This window comes from Streptomyces xanthophaeus (assembly GCF_030440515.1).
GTDB lineage: Bacteria > Actinomycetota > Actinomycetes > Streptomycetales > Streptomycetaceae > Streptomyces > Streptomyces kutzneri.
This window is the reverse complement of the sequence record NZ_CP076543.1, coordinates 3,627,298-3,645,898: the sequence shown is the minus strand read 5'-3', so window position 1 is coordinate 3,645,898 and position 18,601 is coordinate 3,627,298. Positions and strand designations below refer to the sequence as shown.

General features: G+C 71.3%; 19 protein-coding genes. 10 read left to right on the top strand and 9 right to left on the bottom strand.

Going from position 1 to position 18,601, the window contains the following annotated elements; genetic code table 11:
- Window positions 1-25: 25 nt before the first annotated feature.
- Complete coding sequence (gene lysS / locus KO717_RS15870; protein WP_301368086.1) at window positions 26-1,753, top strand: lysine--tRNA ligase; 1,728 nt, start codon at window positions 26-28, stop codon at window positions 1,751-1,753.
- 93 nt (window positions 1,754-1,846) lie between these two features.
- Here lysS and KO717_RS15865 read toward each other — a convergent pair whose 3' ends face one another.
- The 3 genes from KO717_RS15865 to KO717_RS15855 form a co-directional block, all read right to left on the bottom strand.
- Window positions 1,847-3,205 (bottom strand): DUF2637 domain-containing protein, encoded by a 1,359-nt coding sequence (locus KO717_RS15865; protein WP_301368085.1) that lies wholly within the window; start codon window positions 3,203-3,205, stop codon window positions 1,847-1,849.
- 161 nt (window positions 3,206-3,366) lie between these two features.
- The gene (locus KO717_RS15860) at window positions 3,367-4,128 is read right to left on the bottom strand and encodes a DUF3558 family protein (protein ID WP_301368084.1); all 762 of its coding nucleotides are present in this window, start codon (window positions 4,126-4,128) and stop codon (window positions 3,367-3,369) included.
- A 115-nt stretch (window positions 4,129-4,243) separates the two neighbouring features.
- On the bottom strand, window positions 4,244-5,113 hold the full coding sequence (locus KO717_RS15855; RefSeq protein WP_301368083.1) for a DUF3558 domain-containing protein: 870 nt from the start codon (window positions 5,111-5,113) through the stop codon (window positions 4,244-4,246).
- Window positions 5,114-5,304: 191 nt separating this feature from the next.
- Between KO717_RS15855 and KO717_RS15850 the strand changes: the two genes are divergently transcribed.
- Entirely contained in the window at window positions 5,305-6,498 is a 1,194-nt protein-coding gene (locus KO717_RS15850) for an RtcB family protein (protein ID WP_301368082.1), read from the top strand.
- 77 nt (window positions 6,499-6,575) lie between these two features.
- Here the strand turns inward: KO717_RS15850 and KO717_RS15845 are convergent, their stop codons facing one another.
- Window positions 6,576-7,394: an LAGLIDADG family homing endonuclease gene (locus KO717_RS15845; protein ID WP_301368081.1), complete on the bottom strand. Its 819-nt coding sequence runs from the start codon at window positions 7,392-7,394 to the stop codon at window positions 6,576-6,578.
- A 601-nt stretch (window positions 7,395-7,995) separates the two neighbouring features.
- Between KO717_RS15845 and KO717_RS15840 the strand changes: the two genes are divergently transcribed.
- Complete coding sequence (locus tag KO717_RS15840; RefSeq protein ID WP_301368080.1) at window positions 7,996-8,652, top strand: polysaccharide deacetylase family protein; 657 nt, start codon at window positions 7,996-7,998, stop codon at window positions 8,650-8,652.
- Here KO717_RS15840 and KO717_RS15835 read toward each other — a convergent pair.
- Entirely contained in the window at window positions 8,649-9,413 is a 765-nt protein-coding gene (locus KO717_RS15835; RefSeq protein WP_301368079.1) for an SDR family NAD(P)-dependent oxidoreductase, read from the bottom strand. The genes KO717_RS15840 and KO717_RS15835 overlap by 4 nt on opposite strands.
- A gap of 54 nt (window positions 9,414-9,467) precedes the next feature.
- Complete coding sequence (locus tag KO717_RS15830) at window positions 9,468-9,812, bottom strand: YnfA family protein (RefSeq protein WP_301368078.1); 345 nt, start codon at window positions 9,810-9,812, stop codon at window positions 9,468-9,470.
- Between the two features lie 138 nt (window positions 9,813-9,950).
- Between KO717_RS15830 and KO717_RS15825 the strand changes: the two genes are divergently transcribed.
- Window positions 9,951-10,400 carry a hypothetical protein gene (locus KO717_RS15825; protein ID WP_301368077.1) on the top strand — a complete coding sequence of 150 codons (450 nt, stop codon included), beginning with the start codon at window positions 9,951-9,953 and terminating at the stop codon, window positions 10,398-10,400.
- A gap of 62 nt (window positions 10,401-10,462) precedes the next feature.
- On the opposite strand, the gene KO717_RS15820 is transcribed toward KO717_RS15825, so the two are convergent.
- Both KO717_RS15820 and KO717_RS15815 read right to left on the bottom strand, forming a co-directional pair.
- Entirely contained in the window at window positions 10,463-11,191 is a 729-nt protein-coding gene (locus KO717_RS15820; RefSeq protein ID WP_301368076.1) for a Mut7-C RNAse domain-containing protein, read from the bottom strand.
- A 41-nt stretch (window positions 11,192-11,232) separates the two neighbouring features.
- Window positions 11,233-11,649 carry a winged helix-turn-helix transcriptional regulator gene (locus KO717_RS15815; protein ID WP_301368075.1) on the bottom strand — a complete coding sequence of 139 codons (417 nt, stop codon included), beginning with the start codon at window positions 11,647-11,649 and terminating at the stop codon, window positions 11,233-11,235.
- 182 nt (window positions 11,650-11,831) lie between these two features.
- Between KO717_RS15815 and KO717_RS15810 the strand changes: the two genes are divergently transcribed.
- On the top strand, window positions 11,832-12,728 hold the full coding sequence (locus tag KO717_RS15810; protein WP_301374550.1) for an NADP-dependent oxidoreductase: 897 nt from the start codon (window positions 11,832-11,834) through the stop codon (window positions 12,726-12,728).
- Here the strand turns inward: KO717_RS15810 and KO717_RS15805 are convergent.
- Window positions 12,712-13,278, bottom strand: a complete 567-nt coding sequence (locus tag KO717_RS15805) for a GNAT family N-acetyltransferase (RefSeq protein ID WP_301368074.1) — start codon at window positions 13,276-13,278, stop codon at window positions 12,712-12,714. The two genes, KO717_RS15810 and KO717_RS15805, sit on opposite strands and share 17 nt — an antisense overlap.
- A gap of 417 nt (window positions 13,279-13,695) precedes the next feature.
- Between KO717_RS15805 and KO717_RS15800 the strand changes: the two genes are divergently transcribed.
- The 5 genes from KO717_RS15800 to KO717_RS15780 all read left to right on the top strand — a co-directional run bounded on the left by KO717_RS15800 (window position 13,696) and on the right by KO717_RS15780 (window position 18,599).
- On the top strand, window positions 13,696-14,079 hold the full coding sequence (locus tag KO717_RS15800; RefSeq protein ID WP_301368073.1) for a peptidase inhibitor family I36 protein: 384 nt from the start codon (window positions 13,696-13,698) through the stop codon (window positions 14,077-14,079).
- Window positions 14,080-14,171: 92 nt separating this feature from the next.
- Window positions 14,172-15,095 (top strand): hypothetical protein, encoded by a 924-nt coding sequence (locus KO717_RS15795; protein WP_301368072.1) that lies wholly within the window; start codon window positions 14,172-14,174, stop codon window positions 15,093-15,095.
- 7 nt (window positions 15,096-15,102) lie between these two features.
- Window positions 15,103-16,698 (top strand): peptidoglycan-binding domain-containing protein, encoded by a 1,596-nt coding sequence (locus KO717_RS15790; protein ID WP_301368071.1) that lies wholly within the window; start codon window positions 15,103-15,105, stop codon window positions 16,696-16,698.
- Window positions 16,691-17,371: an ABC transporter ATP-binding protein gene (locus KO717_RS15785; protein WP_301368070.1), complete on the top strand. Its 681-nt coding sequence runs from the start codon at window positions 16,691-16,693 to the stop codon at window positions 17,369-17,371. Before KO717_RS15790 ends, KO717_RS15785 begins: the two co-directional genes overlap by 8 nt.
- Window positions 17,361-18,599 carry an ABC transporter permease gene (locus KO717_RS15780; protein ID WP_301368069.1) on the top strand — a complete coding sequence of 413 codons (1,239 nt, stop codon included), beginning with the start codon at window positions 17,361-17,363 and terminating at the stop codon, window positions 18,597-18,599. Before KO717_RS15785 ends, KO717_RS15780 begins: the two co-directional genes overlap by 11 nt.
- Window positions 18,600-18,601: the final 2 nt, after the last annotated feature.

Sequence of the window (18,601 nt, the reverse complement as noted above, 5' to 3'; positions counted from 1 at the left end):
AGCATTCGAGATAGAAGGACGTGTCGTGGCTCAGAGCAGCACCGAGACCGACTGGGTCTCCCGTTTCGCGGACGAGGTCATCGCCGAGGCGGAGCGCCGAGCACCCGGCAAACCTGTCGTCGTCGCGTCCGGACTCTCCCCCTCCGGCCCCATCCACCTGGGCAACCTCCGCGAGGTCATGACCCCGCACCTGGTCGCGGACGAGATCCGCCGCCGGGGCATCGAGGTCCGCCACCTCATCTCCTGGGACGACTACGACCGGTACCGGAAGGTGCCCGCGGGCGTGCCCGGCATCGACGAGTCGTGGGCCCAGCACATCGGCAAGCCGCTGACCTCCGTGCCCGCCCCGGCCGGGTCCGCGTACCCGAACTGGGCCGAGCACTTCAAGGCCGTCTTCGTCGAGGCACTGGCCGAGATGGGCGTCGAGTACGACCCGATCAGCCAGACCGAGCAGTACACCACCGGTGTCTACCGCGAGCAGGTGCTGTTCGCGATGAAGCACCGCGGCGACATCGACGCGGTCCTCGACCAGTACCGCACCAAGCAGAAGCCGGGCGGCAAGAAGCCCCAGCAGAAGCAGGTCGACGAGGCCGAGCTGGAGGCCGCCGAGGGCTCCGGCGCAGCCGCCGAGGACGACGGCAGCACCGGCGAGGGCGGGTACTTCCCGTACAAGCCGTACTGCGGCCAGTGCGGCAAGGACTTCACCAAGGTCACCTCGTACGACGACGAGACCACCGAGATGACCTACGTCTGCACCGAGGACGAGTTCACCGAGACGGTCAAGCTCAGCGAGTTCAACCGCGGCAAGCTGGTCTGGAAGGTCGACTGGCCGATGCGCTGGGCCTACGAGGGCGTGATCTTCGAGCCCTCCGGCGTCGACCACTCCTCGCCCGGCTCGTCCTTCCAGGTCGGCGGCCAGATCGTGCACATCTTCGGCGGCGAGCAGCCGATCGGACCGATGTACGCGTTCGTCGGCATCAGCGGCATGGCCAAGATGTCCTCCAGCAAGGGCGGGGTCCCCACCCCGGCCGACGCGCTGAAGATCATGGAGCCGCAGCTCCTGCGCTGGCTCTACGCCCGCCGCCGCCCCAACCAGTCCTTCAAGATCGCCTTCGACCAGGAGATCCAGCGGCTCTACGACGAGTGGGACAAGCTGGAGGCCAAGGTCGCCGACGGCTCCGTGCTGCCCGCCGACGCGGCCGCGCACACCCGTGCCGTGCGCACCGCCGCCGCCGAGCTGCCGCGCACCCCGCGCCCGCTCCCGTACCGGACCCTCGCCTCCGTCGCTGACATCACCGCCGGCCACGACGAGCAGACCCTGCGCATCCTGACCGACCTCGACCCGACGCAGCCGCTCACCTCCCTCGACGAGGTACGGCCGCGCCTGGACCGCGCCGAGAACTGGATCACCACCCAGGTCCCGGCCGACCAGCGCACCCTCGTCCGCGAGGACGCCGACACCGAGCTGCTGTCGTCCCTCGACGACGAAGGCCGCGAGTCGCTGCGACTGCTCCTCGACGGCCTGGACTCGCACTGGTCCCTCGACGGGCTGACCACGCTCGTCTACGGAGTCCCGAAGGTCATGGCCGGCCTCGAGCCCGACGCCAAGCCGACGCCGGAACTCAAGGTCGCGCAGCGCACGTTCTTCGCGCTGCTCTACCGGCTCCTCGTCACCCGGGAGACCGGACCGCGCCTGCCCACGCTGCTGCTGGCGGTGGGCGCCGACCGCGTGCGCAAGCTGCTCGCCGTCTGACCCGGCCGGGCCGGCCGACCACGGCCGGCCGGCCCGGCACGTGGAAGGGCCCGCACCCCGAGGGGTGCGGGCCCTTTCCGCTGTCCATGGCCGTCAGGCGATGTGCTCGGCCTCACGGTCCTTGTGATAGCGCTGCTTGAACGCCGGGATCATCCGGCGCAGCAGCGAACCGCTGCGCGGGTGGGTCACCCCGTAACCGTCCGACAGGTGTATGTCGAGGGCCTCCGCCGACGGGTAGTCCTGCTTCTCGTCGACCAGCGCGCAGAACACCTTGTACGCCGCCTCGGCGAACTCGGCCTCGTCAGGCGTCTCGGGACCCTCGGCCGGGGCCTCCTCCTGGCGCGGAGCCGGGATGGAGAGCTCCTGCTGCGCGGACTGCTCCTCGTCCGGACCCATCGGGGGCAGGACCGGGGTCGGCTCCAGGCCCTCCACGTACTGGGGGTTGTAGCCACCCTCGTACGCCGCCTGCGGCGCCAGCGGCGCGGCGAACCAGGCACTGTTGTGGGCCGCGGGCATGGCCGTCGGGTCCACCGCGAAGGGCGGCGGGGTGTGCTGGACAGCCCCGGGAACACCCGGAACACCCGGAGCGCCGGGTGCACCGGCCGGGTTCTGCATCTGCTGGGCCTGCTGCATCTGCTGGGCCTGCTGGGCGCCCTGCTGAGGCTGCTGGGCCTGCTGCGCGAGCCCGGGCCCTGCCGCCAGCGCCGGAGCCTGCTGGAGCTCCTGCTGAGCCTGCTGCAGCGCCTGCTGCTCCACCGGCGGCAGCACCGCCGGCTCGATCCCGGTCGCCGCGAGTGCCTCCGGCGTGGTTTCCGCGAGCGGTACACCGATCTTGGCCAGCTTCAGCGGCATCAGCGCCTCCACCGGAGCCTTGCGCCGCCACGAACGCCCGTACCGTGCCTGCAGCCGGGCCTGGTAGATCAGCCGGTCCTGCTCCATGCCGACCGCCTGCTCGTAGGAGCGCAGCTCCCACAGCTTCATCCGGCGCCACAGCTTGAAGGTCGGTATCGGCGACAGCAGCCACCGCGTGATCCGCACGCCCTCCATGTGCCGGTCCGCGGTGATGTCCGCGATCCGGCCCACGGCGTGCCGGGCGGCCTCCACCGTCACCACGAACAGCATCGGGATCACGGCGTGCATCCCGACACCGAGCGGATCCGGCCACGAGGCCGCACCGTTGAAGGCGATCGTCGCGGCCGTCAGCAGCCACGCCGTCTGCCGCAGCAGGGGGAAGGGGATCCGGAGCCACGTCAGCAGCAGGTCGAGCGCGAGCAGGACACAGATACCCGCGTCGATGCCTATCGGGAACACCAGCGAGAAGCTGCCGAACCCCTTCTGCAGGGCGAGAGCACGCACCGCGGAGTACGAGCCCGCGAACCCGATCCCCGCGATGATCACGGCACCCGCGACCACCACGCCTATGAGAATCCGGTGCGTACGAGTCAGTTGCATCGCGGCCACCCGCGATCCCCTCCCCTTGTCGAGCACATACCGAGCGCAGCGTGCTGGTGCTCAGTACTGGGTACTTACCGCGCCTTTACGGAGCTGCGGCAGGCACAGCGTACGGGTGACTCGATGTCAGCGCCCCAGGAGGCCCCGACCCGCACCCGCCTCTACTGGGGCTGCGGAGACTGCGGCTGCTCCGCCGGCGCCTTGTTGGCCGCGTCCACCGAGGTCACAGCCTCCTTCGCCGCCGTGATCGCGTCCTGCAGCAGCTTCGCGTGGTCCGGCGCACCGGCACCCTCGTACGCGGCACCGTTGTAGTCGAGCCGGATGACCACGTTCTGGGCGCGCGCCACGATCGAGGTGTTGAAGGAGTCGACGTCCTTCTTCGCCTTGTAGATCACCGACGTCGCCTGGTCACCGATCCCGGCCACCGCCTCCGCCTGCGGGTCCTGCGCGCCCTCCTCGGTCTTCGCCGTCCCGACCTCCTTGTTGTACTGCTCCTCCGCACGCTTGTTGGCGTCGCCGAGGGTGGCGTGGGAGTCGTAGCGGAAGAAGGAGAGCGAGAGCCAGCGGTACTGCGAGCCCTTCAGACCGTCCTCGTCCAGACCGTTCCAGGAGCAGCTGGCACGGGTGGCCAGGTCGTTCGACTTCGTCGCCGTCCCGTTCTTGTCCTTCGCCTCCGGGACGAGCGTGTCTATCGTCGCCGTCGCCAGCGCCTTGCAGGGGTCCGGGAGCGTGGCGAAGGCCGCCTTCTCCAGAACCTTGGAGGACTTCGGGTTGGGCTTGGCCGACGAGGACGAACCGGACTTCTTCTCGCCGTTCGAGCTCGTGTCCTTGCCCGAGTCGGACGAACACCCGGCGACGGTGAGGATCACCGGGACGGCTGCGCAGGCGAGAACGCGGGTGAGGCGCGAGGCTGATCGGTGCATGGTTCCTTCAGTACGTTTGTCGGTTGTTCTTCGGACGCGGGACCCGGGCAACGGTAGCCCGACCGGGTACCCGCCTGCTGTGCGCGCCGTCACGCGAGACCACGGCGCGCACCGCTCATTCGCTGAAACGCTCCGCCAGAGCCTGCGCCAACTGCCGCGCCTTGGCCTGGGTTTCGGTGCTCGGCGGGACCGTGCCGGGCAGTGCGGGCTGCACGCTGTACTCGATGGTGACGATGACGTTCGAGGTACGGAACACAATGCGCACGGTGCGGGACTGCGCGGCGCTGGCCCCCGCGGGAGAGAGCTTGTCCTCCAGGAAGGCGTCGCTGCCGAGGTCCTCCAGGACGCGCGATCCGAGCTCGACCGGCGCCGACGGGCTCGCGCCGGGGGACGCCGGCGTCCCGGAGGCGGGCGCGCCCGGGACCGGGGCCGCCGGCGCCGCCGGGGTCGGTGCGGCCGGGGTCGGCGCGGCGGGGGTGGGGGCCGCCGGGGTGGCGCTCGCGGTCGGGCCGGGGAAGGGCAGCTTCGCGTCGGTGAGCCGGCGTACGTAGACCTGCTTGGCCTTGTCGTCGTCGCTGGCGGTGGTCCGGTCGTACGAGACCACGCGCTCGAAGCCGACCGACAGCAGCCGTGTCTCCTCGGGGCTCTGCCCGCTCCAGCGGCAGCCGACGTGCCGGTCGCCGTCGTACGAGGCGTCCGCGACCCCGGCGTACATCTGGTCGCGCTGCTCGGGGGTGAGGCTGTCCCCGGCCGGGAGCATGCCCTTGAGCTTCTTGCTGTCGGCGGCGGCCCTGCAGGGCGCGGGCAGACTGCGGTACTTCCCCGGTTGGGCGGGCGCGGCGGAGCTGCCGCCGGCCTTCGAGTCGCTGGTGCTTCCGCCTGCGCTCCCGCTGGTGCACCCGGTCAGGCCGGCCGCCCCGGCCGCGAGCGCGGTGAGCATCGCGATGCCTGGCAGGACTCGCCGCCGTACCGCCTTGCGCTGCACGTCCACTGGCTCCCTTCGACCGGCGGGCCCCCCGACGGTCAGGAAAATGCGTTGCCGCGACTTGGGCGCGGCTGGACACAATGTCTATCGCACACGCTGGTGCTGGCGCCGGTCCCCTGTCGTATTTGGGATCAAGAGCGAGGCTTTTGCGCATTCTGACTTTTCTGTGGTTTTCGGGGGATTGATTCCTTATGTCGTACGTAGAGGTACCCGGGGCGAAGGTCCCGATCCGGATGTGGACCGACCCGGCGTCGGTCGAGGACAGCGCGATGCAGCAGCTGCGCAACGTCGCCACCCTCCCCTGGATCAAGGGCCTGGCCGTCATGCCGGACGTCCACTACGGCAAGGGAGCCACCGTCGGCTCGGTGATCGCCATGAAGGACGCGGTCTGCCCGGCGGCGGTGGGCGTGGACATCGGCTGCGGAATGTCGGCGGTGAAGACGTCCCTGACGGCGAACGACCTGCCGGGGGACCTGTCGGGGCTGCGGTCGAAGATCGAGCGGGCGATTCCGGTGGGGGCGGGGATGCACCGCGAGGCGGTGGACCCGTCGCGGCTGTACGGGTTCTCGGAGGCGGGCTTCGGGGACCTGTGGGAGCGCTTCGACTACGTCGCGGATGCGGTGAAGTTCCGGCGGGACCGGGCGATGCGGCAAATGGGAAGTCTTGGTCAGGGAAATCACCATATCGAACTGAATCTCGATGGCGAGGGAGCGGTGTGGCTGACACTGCACTCGGGATCCCGTGGCATCGGCAACCAGCTGGCCGAGCACCACATCGGTATCGCGCGGGGTCTCTCGCACAACCAGGGGCTGGTTGACCGGGATCTCGCGGTGTTCCTTGCGGCAACCCCGGAGATGGCTGCGTACCGGCATGACCTCTACTGGGCGCAGGAGTACGCCAAGTACAACCGCGCCGTGATGATGAGCCTGTTCAAGGAGGTCCTGCGCCGGGAATTCCGCAAGGCGAAGGTCTCCTTCGACCAGGAGATCAGCTGCCACCACAACTACGTGGCGGAGGAGCGGTACGACGGCATGGACCTGCTGGTCACCCGCAAGGGCGCGATCCGCGCCGGGAGCGGTGACTACGGGATCATCCCCGGCTCGATGGCGACCGGCACGTACATCGTGAAGGGCCTCGGCAACACGGCCGCGTTCAACTCGGCCTCGCACGGCGCGGGCCGGAAGATGAGCCGGACGGCGGCGAAGAAGCGGTTCTCGGCGCGCGACCTGGCGGAGCAGACCAAGGGTGTCGAGTGCCGCAAGGACTCAGGCGTCGTAGATGAGATTCCGGCGGCGTACAAGCCGATCGAACAGGTGATGCAGCAGCAGAGCGACCTGGTGGAGGTCGTGGCCAAGCTGAGGCAGGTCGTTTGCATCAAGGGCTGAAGCCTGCATGCGGCTGTCGGGGGTATGGAGAGGCCCGGACCGATTGTGATCGGTTCGGGCCTCTCCATGCCGTTTCCTCAGGCCTTGCCGGTGCGCAGGCGCCAGAGGCGCATGGAGCAACTCTGTTCGGTCCGGTCGAGGGCGATTCCGGCGGCCGCGGGGTCGTACAACCGCAGAAGGGTCTCGTCGTCCTTCGGGGTCCAGCGGCGGCGGGGCGGGGCGAAGCGCATGTCCGCCGGCCGGACCCAGCTGCGGATTTCAGTAGCCTTGGCCTTCTTGCGCTCCAAGCCCAGGCAGCCGTCGTAGTACAGGTGCGCGGCCAACTCCATCGCCGGTTCCTTGGTGTAGAGGATGTTGTAGATGCCGTCCCGGGCGTTGCGCTTGATGGTTCGCTCCGCACCTGTTACCGACTTGGCGAAGTGGCACAAGTAGTCGCCAACTGCCGTGCTGGCGGTGGTGAGCGAGACGAACGGAAGCCCCTGGCTCGTGTAGCCGACGGAGCCGTCGGCGTCGATGACGCCGCGAAGGTAGTCGCGGCGAGAGAACTCCACGCAGGGTGGCTTGATCGTCATGGACTTGCGTCCATAGGGGATTCCGAGTTCGTTGAGCATGCTCCGGGCTTCGAGCGAGCAGAGACTCCACGTCGCCGAGGTGTGAGACGCGGCGAAGTTGGTTGCCCGAGTGCGCTCGGTGATGGAGCTGTAGTACGGGGTGAGGGCCTGGAAGTCGCGCAGGATGTGGATATCGCGCTCGTTGATCTCGACAGTCAGCCTGCCCTTCTGCCCTGCTCCCGCGGCGAGATGCCCGTCGGCCTGGATGAAGCCGAACATGTACGCGTAGCGCGGGTCCTGGAGGTCCATGAAGCGCGCGGCGGCGCTAGGGTCCTGTTCAGCCATGAGGAAGTCCTTCTTCCCTGTTGGTGAGGTCCTCGTCCGGGACTGCCATCCCGGTCGGGGGCCGTTCGTGTTGCGGCTGAACTTAGGTGCGGATTTCTGGCGGGCTGGGCCGATCCCTCGACGATCGCTCGAACGTGTGACGGAATTTCACATTGCGCCGCGCACCGCCGTCAGTGCTCGTCGCCGTCGAGGGGGAGGTCCACCGAGAGCCGGAGGCGGTCGGCAGCCAGAGGCCGATCCCCTGGACGTATCTCGTTCCCGCTGCTCGGGCGCCGGCGTCGTAGAACCTCTCGATGAGCCGGCTCGGTGCCGGCGCGTGGGACCCGTCGGCGCGCGGTGTCGCGGTGAGCCTCCCCTGGAGAATCTCCACTCGGTGTCCGGGAAGCTCTTCGGAGAGGCGATCGGCGGCTTCCGCGATCGTGGTCTTGTTCTGTGCCTTCGGAGGGCTCACGCTCCCGGAGCGTAGCCGTGGCCGCCGACATTCCGTGTGCATTCACCCATACGGGCCTCAGGGGTGCGGGGCGTCAACTTCCGCTTGAGGTAAGAGGGTTGACCCGCCAAGGTGGTCTAGACCAAGGTGTGTCGCATGTGGAGATCCCGCGTGCTAACCGCCGCGCTCGCGTCGTTGTCACTCGCCCTCGGGGCCGCCGGGTCGGCCCAGGCGCGGACGGGGCTGCCGCCCGTCGTGTCGCATGTGCCGACCCGGGAGAAGGTCGTCTTCATCACCATCGACGACGGCTGGAACCACGATCCCGCCGCGGCCCGGATCCTGCTGGAGAAGCGGGTGCCCGCCTCGTTGTTCCTGCTGCCCGGGGCGGCCTCGTACGACACCGGGTACTTCACCCGGCTCACGGAGGAAGGGCGGGTCGGCGTCGAGAACCACACCGTCAACCACCCGGACCTCACGACGCTCGACGCCGCCGGCAAGGACTCCGAGGTGTGCGGGGCGGGGGAGCAGCTCCAGGCGGCCTTCGGGCGGACGCCGAAGCTGCTGCGGCCGCCGTACGGGGCGGTGAACGACGACGTGCGGCTCGCGGCCAAGGCGTGCGGGGTGAAGGCGCTGATCACCTGGACGCACGATTTCACCACCTGGGGCGAGACGCCGCCCACGCCGCGGCTGCAGGCCGGGGACATCGTGCTGCTGCATTTCACGCCGACGCTGGCGGCGGACCTCCAGCGGGCCCTGGACGCGGCGAGGGCCGCCGGGCTGAAGCCGGCGGCCCTCATGCCGCACCTGAAGGCGGCGGGGGTCCTTTAGAGCTCGCGGTGGACCTTGGTGTTCGAGGCCTGGGCGCGGGGGCGGACCACCAGGAGGTCGATGTTGACGTGGCTGGGGCGGGTCACGGCCCAGGTGATGGTGTCGGCCACGTCGTCGGCGGAGAGGGGTTCGGCGACGCCCGCGTAGACCTTCTCTGCCTTCTCCGCGTCGCCGCGGAAGCGGGTCTTCGCGAACTCCTCGGTCTTGACCATGCCCGGGGCGATCTCGATGACGCGTACGGGCTGGCCGACGATCTCCAGGCGCAGGGTCTCGGCGAGGACGCGGGCGCCGTTCTTGGCGGCGACGTAGCCGGCTCCGCCCTCGTACGTGGAGTGGCCGGCGGTGGAGGAGAGGACCACGACCGTGCCGTCGCCGGAGGCGGTGAGGGCGGGGAGCAGGGCCTGGGTGACGTGGAGGGTGCCGATGACGTTGACCTCGTACATCGTGCGCCAGTCGGCGGGGTCGCCGGTGGCGACGGGCTCGGCTCCGATGGCGCCGCCGGCGTTGTTCACGAGGACGTCACAGCGGGCCAGGGAGGCGGCGAAGGCGTCGACGGCGGTGCGGTCGGTGACGTCGAGGGCGTGCGCGGTGGCCTGGTGGCCGGCCTCGGTGAGCTCGGCGGCGAGGGCTTCGATGCGGTCCTTGCGGCGGGCGGTGAGGACGACGTGGTAGCCGGCTGCGGCGAGCTGTCGGGCGGTGGCCGCGCCGATGCCGCTGCTCGCGCCGGTGACTACGGCGGTTCGGGTGGCGGCCGTGCTCATGTGCGGGCTCCTCGGTCGTTCGTACGGGCGAATACCCGCCAGCATAGGCGCGGCTCAGCGACCGCGCGGGGCGTACATGATCAGGGCCATGCCGGCGAGGCAGACCAGGGCTCCCGTGATGTCCCAGCGGTCGGGGCGGTAGCCGTCGGCGACGACGCCCCATACGAGGGATCCGGCGACGAAGACCCCGCCGTAGGCGGCGAGGACGCGGGCGAAGTCGCCCTGGGGCTGGAGGGTGGCGGCGAAGCCGTAGAGGCCGAGGGCGATCACTCCGGCGCCGATCCATGCCCAGCCCTTGTGGGCGCGGACGCCCTGCCAGACGAGCCAGGCGCCGCCGATCTCCAGGAGTGCGGCGAGGAGGAAGAGGGCGGCGGAGCGGGCCAGGAGGGTGAGCGGCATGGCTCAAAGGTACGCACGGCAGATGGGGGTGGGCGCGCCCTCGTTCGTGTGATGGTCCGACCGGTCGGGGGTGCCGGTGGCTAGCCTCCGCGCGAGGAGGTGGTGTCGGTGCGCCGTGGTGCCGTACGAAGTGTGGTGGTGGCGGGTTTGCTGGCGCTCGGCGCGGGTGTTCCCGGGTCTGCGCAGGCGTCGACGGGGGACGGGCCGGAGGCCGATGTGGCCTACCACGGCCGGGTGGCCCTGTCCGGGGCGCGGCTGCGGATCTGGCTGGTCCCGGAGAACGACGGGCCCGCCGCGCTGCCGAACGCGACGGTGCGGGTGCGGCTGTCGGCGGAGCTCGCGGACCGGCAGGAGCTGTCGGAGGGCTGTGCGCGGGCGGGTCTGCGCGAGGTGGTGTGCGAGACGGGGCCGCTGCCGCTGCACGGGCGGGGGCGGCACATCGGGCTGATGCTGGAGCTGCGGGAGCGGACGCCGGAGGTGGCGGTGCGGGTCGACACGTGGTGGAACGGCGGTGCGACGGACCGGAACCACGCCAACAACGAGCACGTGGTGCTGGCGCTGGACACGGGCGACGCCTACGCGTTCTAGGCCCGCCCGGTCCGGGCCCGGCCCGCCGGCTTCGCCCGCCGGGCCCGCCGCCCGGGCAGGGCTCAGGCGGTGCCGAATTCCACGAGGGCCTCGTCGACGATCCGTTCCAGGCGGGCGTGGTGGGCGCCGCGCCAGTAGACGCGCTCGCACTCGGTGCACTGCGCGAACACGTCGTAGGAGCGGTGCGTGCCGTGTTCCAGGCGGTCGCCGACGCTCTCCTTGTCGGCCTCGTGGAGTGGGCCGTTGCAGGCGGTGCAGCGGGTCCACGGCGCGAGGGTGGGCGCGAACCGGCCCAGTACGTCGCGCAGTTGCTCGTCGGGGTTGTCGCTGTAGATGTACGCGCCGGCGAACAGCTCGCGGCGGCGCAGCAGTCCGCGGTCGCGGGAGAGCAGTACGCGCCGTTCGGCCGCGGAGCGGGTGGCGAGGGCGGGGTCGCCGATGTCCTCGTTCTCGTAGGCGGCGTCGACGCCGAGCAGGCGCAGGCGGCGGGCGAGGGTGCCGAGGTGGACGTCGAGGAGGAAGCGGAGCGGGGCGCCGGGGATCTGTTGGGGCCGTTCGACGCCGTACACCTCGACGTTCTGGCCGTCCTGGGGCACGTAGGAGACGGGTACCTCGTGGCCGTCGACGAGGAGGCGGCCGACTTCGGTGAGCGGGACGCCGGCCGATTCGACGACGTGGCCGAGGCTCGAGGCGCCGTCGGTGGTGGTCGGTACGCGGTCGGCGCGCCGGCTGGGCGGGGCGAAGAGGCGCAGTTCGGGGGCGAGGGTGAGCTGAATGCCGGGTCCGTTCACCTGCTCAGCATGCCATTTCCGGGGCGGTGGCCGCGGCCGAATTACGACGTCGCGGTGGCCTGGTCGTAGGTGGTGCGGTGGGCGCTGACCTCGTCGAAGTGGTTCTCGGCCCAGAGCTTCACGGAGGACAGGAGGCAGCCGAGGCTGCTGCCGAGGTCGGTGAGGCGGTAGTCGACGCGGACGGGGACGGTGGGGGTGACGGTGCGGGTGACGAGGCCGTCGCGTTCGAGGGAGCGGAGGGTCTGGGTGAGCATCTTCTGGCTGACGCCGGGGATCTTGCGGCCGAGGTCGCTGTAGCGCATGGAGCGGTTCTCGGCCTGGCCGAGGGCGCTGACGATGAGGCCGACCCACTTGTCGCTGATGCGGGCCAGGAGCTGGCCGGTGGGGCACTCCTTGAGGAAGGCGTCGTAGGCGAAACGGGCTTCCTCGCGGCGGGCCGCGGCGGTGGTGGTGGCCATGGGTACCCACTTCCGGGTCGGGTACGCACCTTCGAGTGCGTACTTACGAAAAGAGAGTACCTCTCCCTAAGTTAGTGCTCATCGGAAACGCGCGAACACGTGAACACGCGAACGAATGAGCGAGTGAACGGGCGCATCGGAGAACGGGAGATACGAAGATGAGCGAGCTGAGCGAGCAGACGATGCTGGCGGCCGTGGTGACCGGGTTCGGCGGCCCGGAGCGGGTCGAACTGGCCGAGGTCCCGGTGCCCCGCCCCGCGGCCGGCCAGGTCCGCGTCAAGGTCACCGCCGCCGGACTCAACCCGGTGGACGGCGCGGTCCGCGCCGGGATCTTCGGCGGCGCCGGGCAGCGGCTCGGCCTCGGCTGGGACGTGTCGGGGGAGATCGACGAGACCGGCGCCGGCGTGACCGGCCTGCGCGCCGGCGACCGGGTCGTGGGCCTGCACTACGGGCCGGTGAAGCCGCTGGGCACGCACGCGCAGTACGTGGTGCTCGACGCCACCGCCGTGGCGTCCGCCCCGGTCACCGTGGACGCGGTGGCCGCGGCCGGGCTGCCGCTGGCCGGACTCACCGCCGCCCGCGCCGTGGACCTGCTGGGGCTCGCCCCCGGCTCCTCGGTGCTGATCACCGGAGCCGCGGGCGTCGTCGGCGGTCTGGCCGTCCAGCTCGCCGTGCAGGCCGGGCTGGAGGTGACGGCCCTGGCGGGCTCCGAGGACGAGGAGTTCGTACGGTCCCTGGGTGCCACCGGGTTCGTCCCGCGCGGCGCGGCTCCGGCCGGGCCCGTGGACGGGGTGCTGGACGCGGCGGTGCTGGGCGGGGCCGCGCTGGACTCCGTACGTGACGGCGGGGTCTACGTGGGCCTGATCCCGAACCACGCCCCGGCCGCGGAGCGCGGCGTCCGGGTCGTGGAGCAGGAGGTCGCGGCGGACGGGGCGCACCTGGCCCGCCTGGTGGCCCTGGTCGACGCGGGCGTGCTGACCCTGCGGGTCGCGGACGCCTTCCCGCTCGGCGAGGCCGCGAAGGCGCACGCCCAGCTGGGGACGCCCGGGGTGCGCGGCCGCATCATCCTGACGGCGTGAGGCCGCCCGGCGGACGCCCCACCCGGTAGCGCCAGTCGCAGCTCGGGTGGGGCACGCCCGGCGGGTACTCGAAGTCGACGTCGCCCAGGTACTCGAAGCCGGCCCGCCGGCACACCGCGTTGGACGCCGGGTGGTCGGTGCCGGGGAAGGCGTGGACGCTGTCGCGGGAGCCGTGGGCGCGGACGTACGCCAGGAGTTCCATGAGGGCCGCCACCGCCAGCCCGTGGCCCTGGAACTCGGGCAGGATGCCCCAGCCGGACTCGTAGACCGGCTCGCCCTGCCACTCCCGCTCCCAGAAGCCCACGGATCCGACGCTCTCGGTGCGCCCGCCGGGGCCGGGGCCCTCCCCGGCCGGGGTCCACACGACGCGGAACATCCGGCCGGCGGCCGGCTCCCGCGCGCTCAGGGCCTCGTAGCGCCGCTGCCGGTCGACGAGCTTCGCGGCCGGCTCGGGGCCGCCCAGGAACCGGGTCATGGCCGGCTCGTTCTTGCGCTCCAGCAGCCAGAAGTCCCCGGCGGACCAGGGCTCCAGCCGTACGTGCGTCTCCATCGGGCCACCCTACGGAAGGGATGCGCGTCCACCCCACGGGTTTCGGCCTCCCGGGCGTGCCGCGGGTCGTGAACGCGTCGATTTTCAGGGCCAGTTCGGGGTTCTTCCGGACCGTGTGCATCCGGGGCGCGCGGCTCCGTCGTCGCTTCGCCGCCCCGGCCCGGTGCCCGTGGGGCTGACCTGCGCCGTCCCCAATTTCCGCCGGGGGTGGCGGTGCGCCGGAATGATGGATTCGCACCTCGGGAATCGATCGGTGAATGATCAATTCCAATCATCAACAGTCCCTTGGGTAAAGTGAATTGACCTTTTGTTTCCGGTGGACGTGGCCTAGCCTGATCTCAGCCGACCGGGGGGAAGGGCTTCGGCTGCCCTGCCCTCTCACTGCATCAGTCACCACCCGACAAGGGGGAGTCACGAGTGCTCAGTAAGAGGATTTCGGCCGGATTCATAGCGGTGGCGGCCGTGGCAGGCGTCATCGCCGCGGCACCGTCCGCAGCGGCCGTGGACCGTACGTGTTACGACGGCAACTTCTGCATCTACAAGGACAGCAACTACAGCACGAACAACTCGATGTACCGGACGAAGTACGAGTCCGCGCGCTGGGACATCGACATGCCGGCCGTCTACGAGGCCGACAGCTCCTGGTGGAACCGCCGCGGTCAGTCGTCCAAGACCTACGGCGGTCGCTGGATGACGTGGGGCGTGGAGATCTGCCTCGTCCCCGGCGGTTCCGTGAACTACTACTGGGACGCCAACGACGACGGCGCGAGCAACACCCTGAACGACGGAAACGGCTGCTGATCACCGCCTGAAGGCCGGGTCGCCCCGCGTCGCGGAGGCGGCCCGGCCGCACCTTCAAGAGGACACGGACATTGAAGAAGCGCACCCGGGGTATGACGGCGATCGCGGTGACGGTGCTGCTGGGCGCAACCGCCTCTGCCTGCTCGGAGGAAGCCCCGCAGGACATGGAGACGGCCCGCAGGGCGCAGACGGCCCTCGACAGTGCCAACGCGGCGCTGGACCAGGAGCGTGACGCGGAGTCCAAACTGATCCGCAAGTGCATGAACGACAAGGGCTTCAAGGTCTTCCCGGCGAACGGATCCGCCACCAACACCGGCAAGAAGCGCAGCGAGGACCTCTCGCCGTCGGCCGAGACCGCGCGCACCGTGGGCTACGGGGCGGACCCGCGCAGGTCGGACAACCAGAAGGCCCAGGAGGGCACGGACGACTTCGACGCGCTGCCCGAGGACGTCAAGCGGGCGCACAGCATGGCCATGGACGGGTACGTCGACAAGCCCGAGGGCGGTGTGGAGTTCGACTTCGGCGGCGGCAAGGTCATGGTGCCGTCGAAGGGCTGCCGCGGTGAAACCCTCAAGGCCGTGTACGGGGACGTGAAGGAATACCTCCGCCTCAACTGGACGGTCTACAACAGCGTCAAGCAGAACGGCGCGCATATCCTCGCCGATGACGACGGATATCAGAAAGCGCTCTCCGAGTGGGCCTCCTGCATGAAGTCCGGCGGTTATCCGGAAATAGTGACTCCGGAGAAGGCGAGGGAATCGGCGCTCACGCATTACGCGAATATCCCCGACGGTGACACCGCGGCGCTCGACAACGCCCAGCGTGCCGAGATCAAGCAGGCCACCACCGATGCCGGGTGCGCCACGAAGGTCGGTCTCAACACGAAGGCGCGGGAGGCCAAGAGCAAGGCCTCGGCCGCTTCGCTGGTGAAGCACGAAGCGGAGATCACGGCGTGGCTGGAACTCATCACGAAGGCCAAGGGCAAGGCCCAGGATCTACTGCGAGAGACGTCCTAATACTGTCATGAGCCTCGAACACCCCGATGAGACACAGGTGGCGGCCCAGCCGTCCGGTGCGGTCGCGACGGTCGCGACGAGTGCGCGGCAGAGGTCCAGGCGGGGCCTGGTCGTCGCCGCCGTCGTCGTCGTGCTTTTCGGCAGCTCCGGTTCCGTCTGGTGGATCGCCTCCCAGGCCAGGACCCCGGAGCAGCGCGCCTCGAACGCGGCCGCGCCCCCGCCCTCCCAGATCACGGGGAAGGTCTCCGACCAGCAGCTCGTCGAGCGGATGGAGCTGACCGGGAAGGTCGAGACGGCTTCGCGCACCACCATCACCGGCGTTCAGCCGCAGGGCACCAGCCGCGCGGTCGTGACGGCCCTGCCCGCGGCCGCGGGCAAGAGCCTCAAGGCCGGGGCGGTCGTCGCGGAGGTGTCGGGCCGGCCGGTCCTGCTGCTCCCGGGGCGCTTCCCCGCGTACCGGGACCTGAAGGCGGGCGACAAGGGGCCGGACGTGCAGCAACTGCAGCGCGCGCTGCAGCCGTTGTACGGGACGGCGGTGAACGGCACGTACGGCCCGGCCACCGTCGAGGCGGTGCGCAAGCTGTACGTGGCGGCCGGGTACGAGGCGCCCGCAGGGCAGGGGCAGAGCACCACCAGCGGCAGCGGTTCCACCTCCGGCACGGCCCGTGGAGGCGGGGCGTCCCCGGGAGGCGGCACGGCTCCCCGGGGCGGCGCGGAGACCGACGGCGGCACCGGAGCGGCCCCCGGGGCGAACGGCACGAGCGGCACGAACGGCACGGGTGGCGCGAGCGCGCCGCCCGCCCGTGGTGCGGACACGCCGCCCGCCGCCGGGCCGGCCAAGCCCGGTGAGGTGCTGCCGGCCGCGGAGGTCGCGTACGTCGGCGCCCTGCCGGTCACGGTGGTGCAGGTCACCGCGGCGGTCGGCGACGCGGCCGACAAGCCGCTCGCCATCCTCGGCAGCGGCGGCCGCCAGGTGCGGGCCGCCCTCAGCGCGGATCAGCGCACGCAGCTGCGCGACCTGCCGGCCGACGCGGTCATCCGCTTCGGCACCGGCCCGTACGAGGGCCGGGAAGGCACCCTGGGCTCCCTCGACAGTCCCTCGGACGGCAAGAGCGGCGACCAGCAGGGCAAGAGCGGCGCACAGGACGGCGCGGCCACGGCCGGGACGGCGGGAGCGGGTAACGGTGCGGGTGCCGGCAACGGCAACGGCTCCGGCACCGCGGGCGGCCAGCACGAGGCCCTGTTCGTACCCACCGGCGCGGAGGCCAAGGAGGGCTCGACCCAGCAGATCAGCGTCGAACTCCGGCGCAGCCCCAAGGGCGCGCTGACCGTCCCGGTGTCGGCCGTCTGGACCGACCTCGGCGGCTCGTCGACGGTCACCGTCACCGAGGGCGGCAAGGAGCGGAACATCCCGGTCGAGGTGCTGTTCACCCATGAGGGCCTCAGCGCGGTCCACGCGCTCGACGAGAACCTCGCCGCCGGCCAGACGGTCGTCCTCGTCCGCCGCGGAAACGCTGCGGGCGGCGGCTCAGGCGGCTCAGGCGGCCAGGGCGGAGGCTCGGACGGCGGATCCGGCGGTGCCTCGGGAGGCACCGATGGCTGAGGACGCCCCGGCGCCCGTCATCGAGATGACCGGCATCGCGAAGACGTATCCGGGACCGCCGCCCGTGCACGCGCTGGCCGACGTCACGCTCGACATCCGGCCCGGCCGGCTCGCGGCCGTCGTCGGCCCCTCGGGTTCCGGGAAGTCCACGCTGCTGAGCGTGCTCGGACTGCTCGACGTCCCGACCCGCGGCCGGTACCTGCTGCAGGGCAACGACACCACCGCCCTGTCCGAACGGGACCGCACCGCCCTGCGGGCACAGGCGCTCGGCTTCGTCTTCCAGGCCTTCCACCTGGTCCCGCACCTGACCTGCGTGCAGAACGTGGCCCTGCCGCTGGTGCACCTGGGCGTGCCGCGCGCCCAGCGGCGGCCGCAGGCCGTGCGGGCGCTGGAGTCCGTGGGGCTCGGGCACCGGCTCGACGTCAAGCCCACCACCCTCTCCGGCGGAGAACGGCAGAGGGTCGCGGTCGCGCGGGCCATCGTCCACCGGCCCGCGGTCGTCCTGTGCGACGAGCCGACCGGCAACCTGGACACCGCCAACTCGGCGCGCGTCATGGACCTGCTGGCCGGACTGGTCGCACAGGACCGGGCCGTGGTCGTGGTCACGCACGAACCCGACGTCGCGGCCAGGGCCGACCACGTCTTCAAGGTGGTGGACGGCCGTGTCGCGTAGACGTGTGACGGGCCGGCCGCCCGGGCACCCCCGTACGTCGGCGGCGGATCTGCTCGTCCAGGCGTTCCTCGCGCTGTTCGGCCGCCGGTTCCGGACGCTGCTCACCATGGTGGGGATCTCCGTGGGGCTGGCCGCCGCCCTCGCCACGCTCGGCATCACGGCCAGCGCGGCCGGCGCCGTCTCCGACCAGTTCGACGCCCTGAAGGCGACGCGGGTGACGGTCAAGTACCCGTCGGAGGCCGTGGCCGGGGTCCGGCCTCGGCCCGACGGCGCCGACACCCAGCGGGTGCGCGACCTCAACGGCGTCCGCAGCGCCGGTCTGGTCAGCAGGGCCGGCGAGCAGCCGGCCGTCTCGCGGCTGTCCGGCGGCAAGGTGAACGACCTGCCCGAGGGCACGGTCATGGCCGCGCAGCCCGAAGCGCTGCTCGCCATGTCGGCGGAGCTCACGCAGGGCCGCTGGTTCGACACGGGGCACGACGCCCGGCGCGAACGGGTGGCGCTGATCGACACGGCCGCCGCGTCCCGGCTGACGGTGGACGGCGGGGCGGGCAACTCGGTGATCCACGTCAACGGGGTCGCCTTCAGCGTGCTGGGTGTCTTCCGCGCGCCCACCGGTGACACGAACCTCACCGGCTCGGTGGTCATCCCGTACTGGGCCGCGCTGCAGGACCCGGCGGGACTGGGCTTCGCCCCCGCGGAAATGATCATCCGTACGGATCTGGGCGCCGCCGACCAGGTCGGCGACGAGGCTCCCTTCGCCCTGGCCCCGGGCGCCCCGGACAAGCTCGTCGCGCTGGTGCCGCCCGACCCCCGGTCCCTGCGCCGGGGTGTCGAGTCGCAGACCCGGGCCCTGTTCCTGGGCCTGGCCGCCGTCTCCCTCGGCGTGGGCGCGCTCGGCGTGAGCAACACCGCCTACGTGTCCGTGCTGGAGCGGCGCTCCGAGATCGGCCTGCGCCGGGCCCTGGGCGCCTCGCGTCGGGCGGTCGCCGGTCAGTTCTGCATCGAGAGCGGCCTGGTCGGGCTGGCCGGCGGTGTGGTGGGCACGGTGCTCGGCATCCAGATCACCGCGGTGACGTGCCTGGCGAAGAACTGGCTGGTGGTCCTCGACCCCGCCCTCACCACCGCGGGCCCGCTGGTCGGCCTCGTGGTGGGCCTGGCCGCAGGCCTCTACCCGGCCCTGGCGGCCGCCCGCATCCTGCCCGCCGAAACCCTGCGTGCCGGCGTCTGAGG

What these genes read in the sequence shown, in the direction of transcription:
- KO717_RS15865 (WP_301368085.1), bottom strand. Translation starts at nt 3,205, where the DNA reads ATGCAACTGACTCGTACGCACCGGATTCTCATAGGCGTGGTGGTCGCG.
- KO717_RS15860 (WP_301368084.1), bottom strand. Translation starts at nt 4,128, where the DNA reads ATGCACCGATCAGCCTCGCGCCTCACCCGCGTTCTCGCCTGCGCAGCC.
- KO717_RS15850 (WP_301368082.1), top strand. Translation starts at nt 5,305, where the DNA reads ATGTCGTACGTAGAGGTACCCGGGGCGAAGGTCCCGATCCGGATGTGG.
- KO717_RS15845 (WP_301368081.1), bottom strand. Translation starts at nt 7,394, where the DNA reads ATGGCTGAACAGGACCCTAGCGCCGCCGCGCGCTTCATGGACCTCCAG.
- KO717_RS15835 (WP_301368079.1), bottom strand. Translation starts at nt 9,413, where the DNA reads ATGAGCACGGCCGCCACCCGAACCGCCGTAGTCACCGGCGCGAGCAGC.
- KO717_RS15830 (WP_301368078.1), bottom strand. Translation starts at nt 9,812, where the DNA reads ATGCCGCTCACCCTCCTGGCCCGCTCCGCCGCCCTCTTCCTCCTCGCC.
- KO717_RS15815 (WP_301368075.1), bottom strand. Translation starts at nt 11,649, where the DNA reads ATGGCCACCACCACCGCCGCGGCCCGCCGCGAGGAAGCCCGTTTCGCC.
- KO717_RS15810 (WP_301374550.1), top strand. Translation starts at nt 11,832, where the DNA reads ATGCTGGCGGCCGTGGTGACCGGGTTCGGCGGCCCGGAGCGGGTCGAA.
- KO717_RS15805 (WP_301368074.1), bottom strand. Translation starts at nt 13,278, where the DNA reads ATGGAGACGCACGTACGGCTGGAGCCCTGGTCCGCCGGGGACTTCTGG.
- KO717_RS15795 (WP_301368072.1), top strand. Translation starts at nt 14,172, where the DNA reads ATGACGGCGATCGCGGTGACGGTGCTGCTGGGCGCAACCGCCTCTGCC.
- KO717_RS15790 (WP_301368071.1), top strand. Translation starts at nt 15,103, where the DNA reads ATGAGCCTCGAACACCCCGATGAGACACAGGTGGCGGCCCAGCCGTCC.
- KO717_RS15785 (WP_301368070.1), top strand. Translation starts at nt 16,691, where the DNA reads ATGGCTGAGGACGCCCCGGCGCCCGTCATCGAGATGACCGGCATCGCG.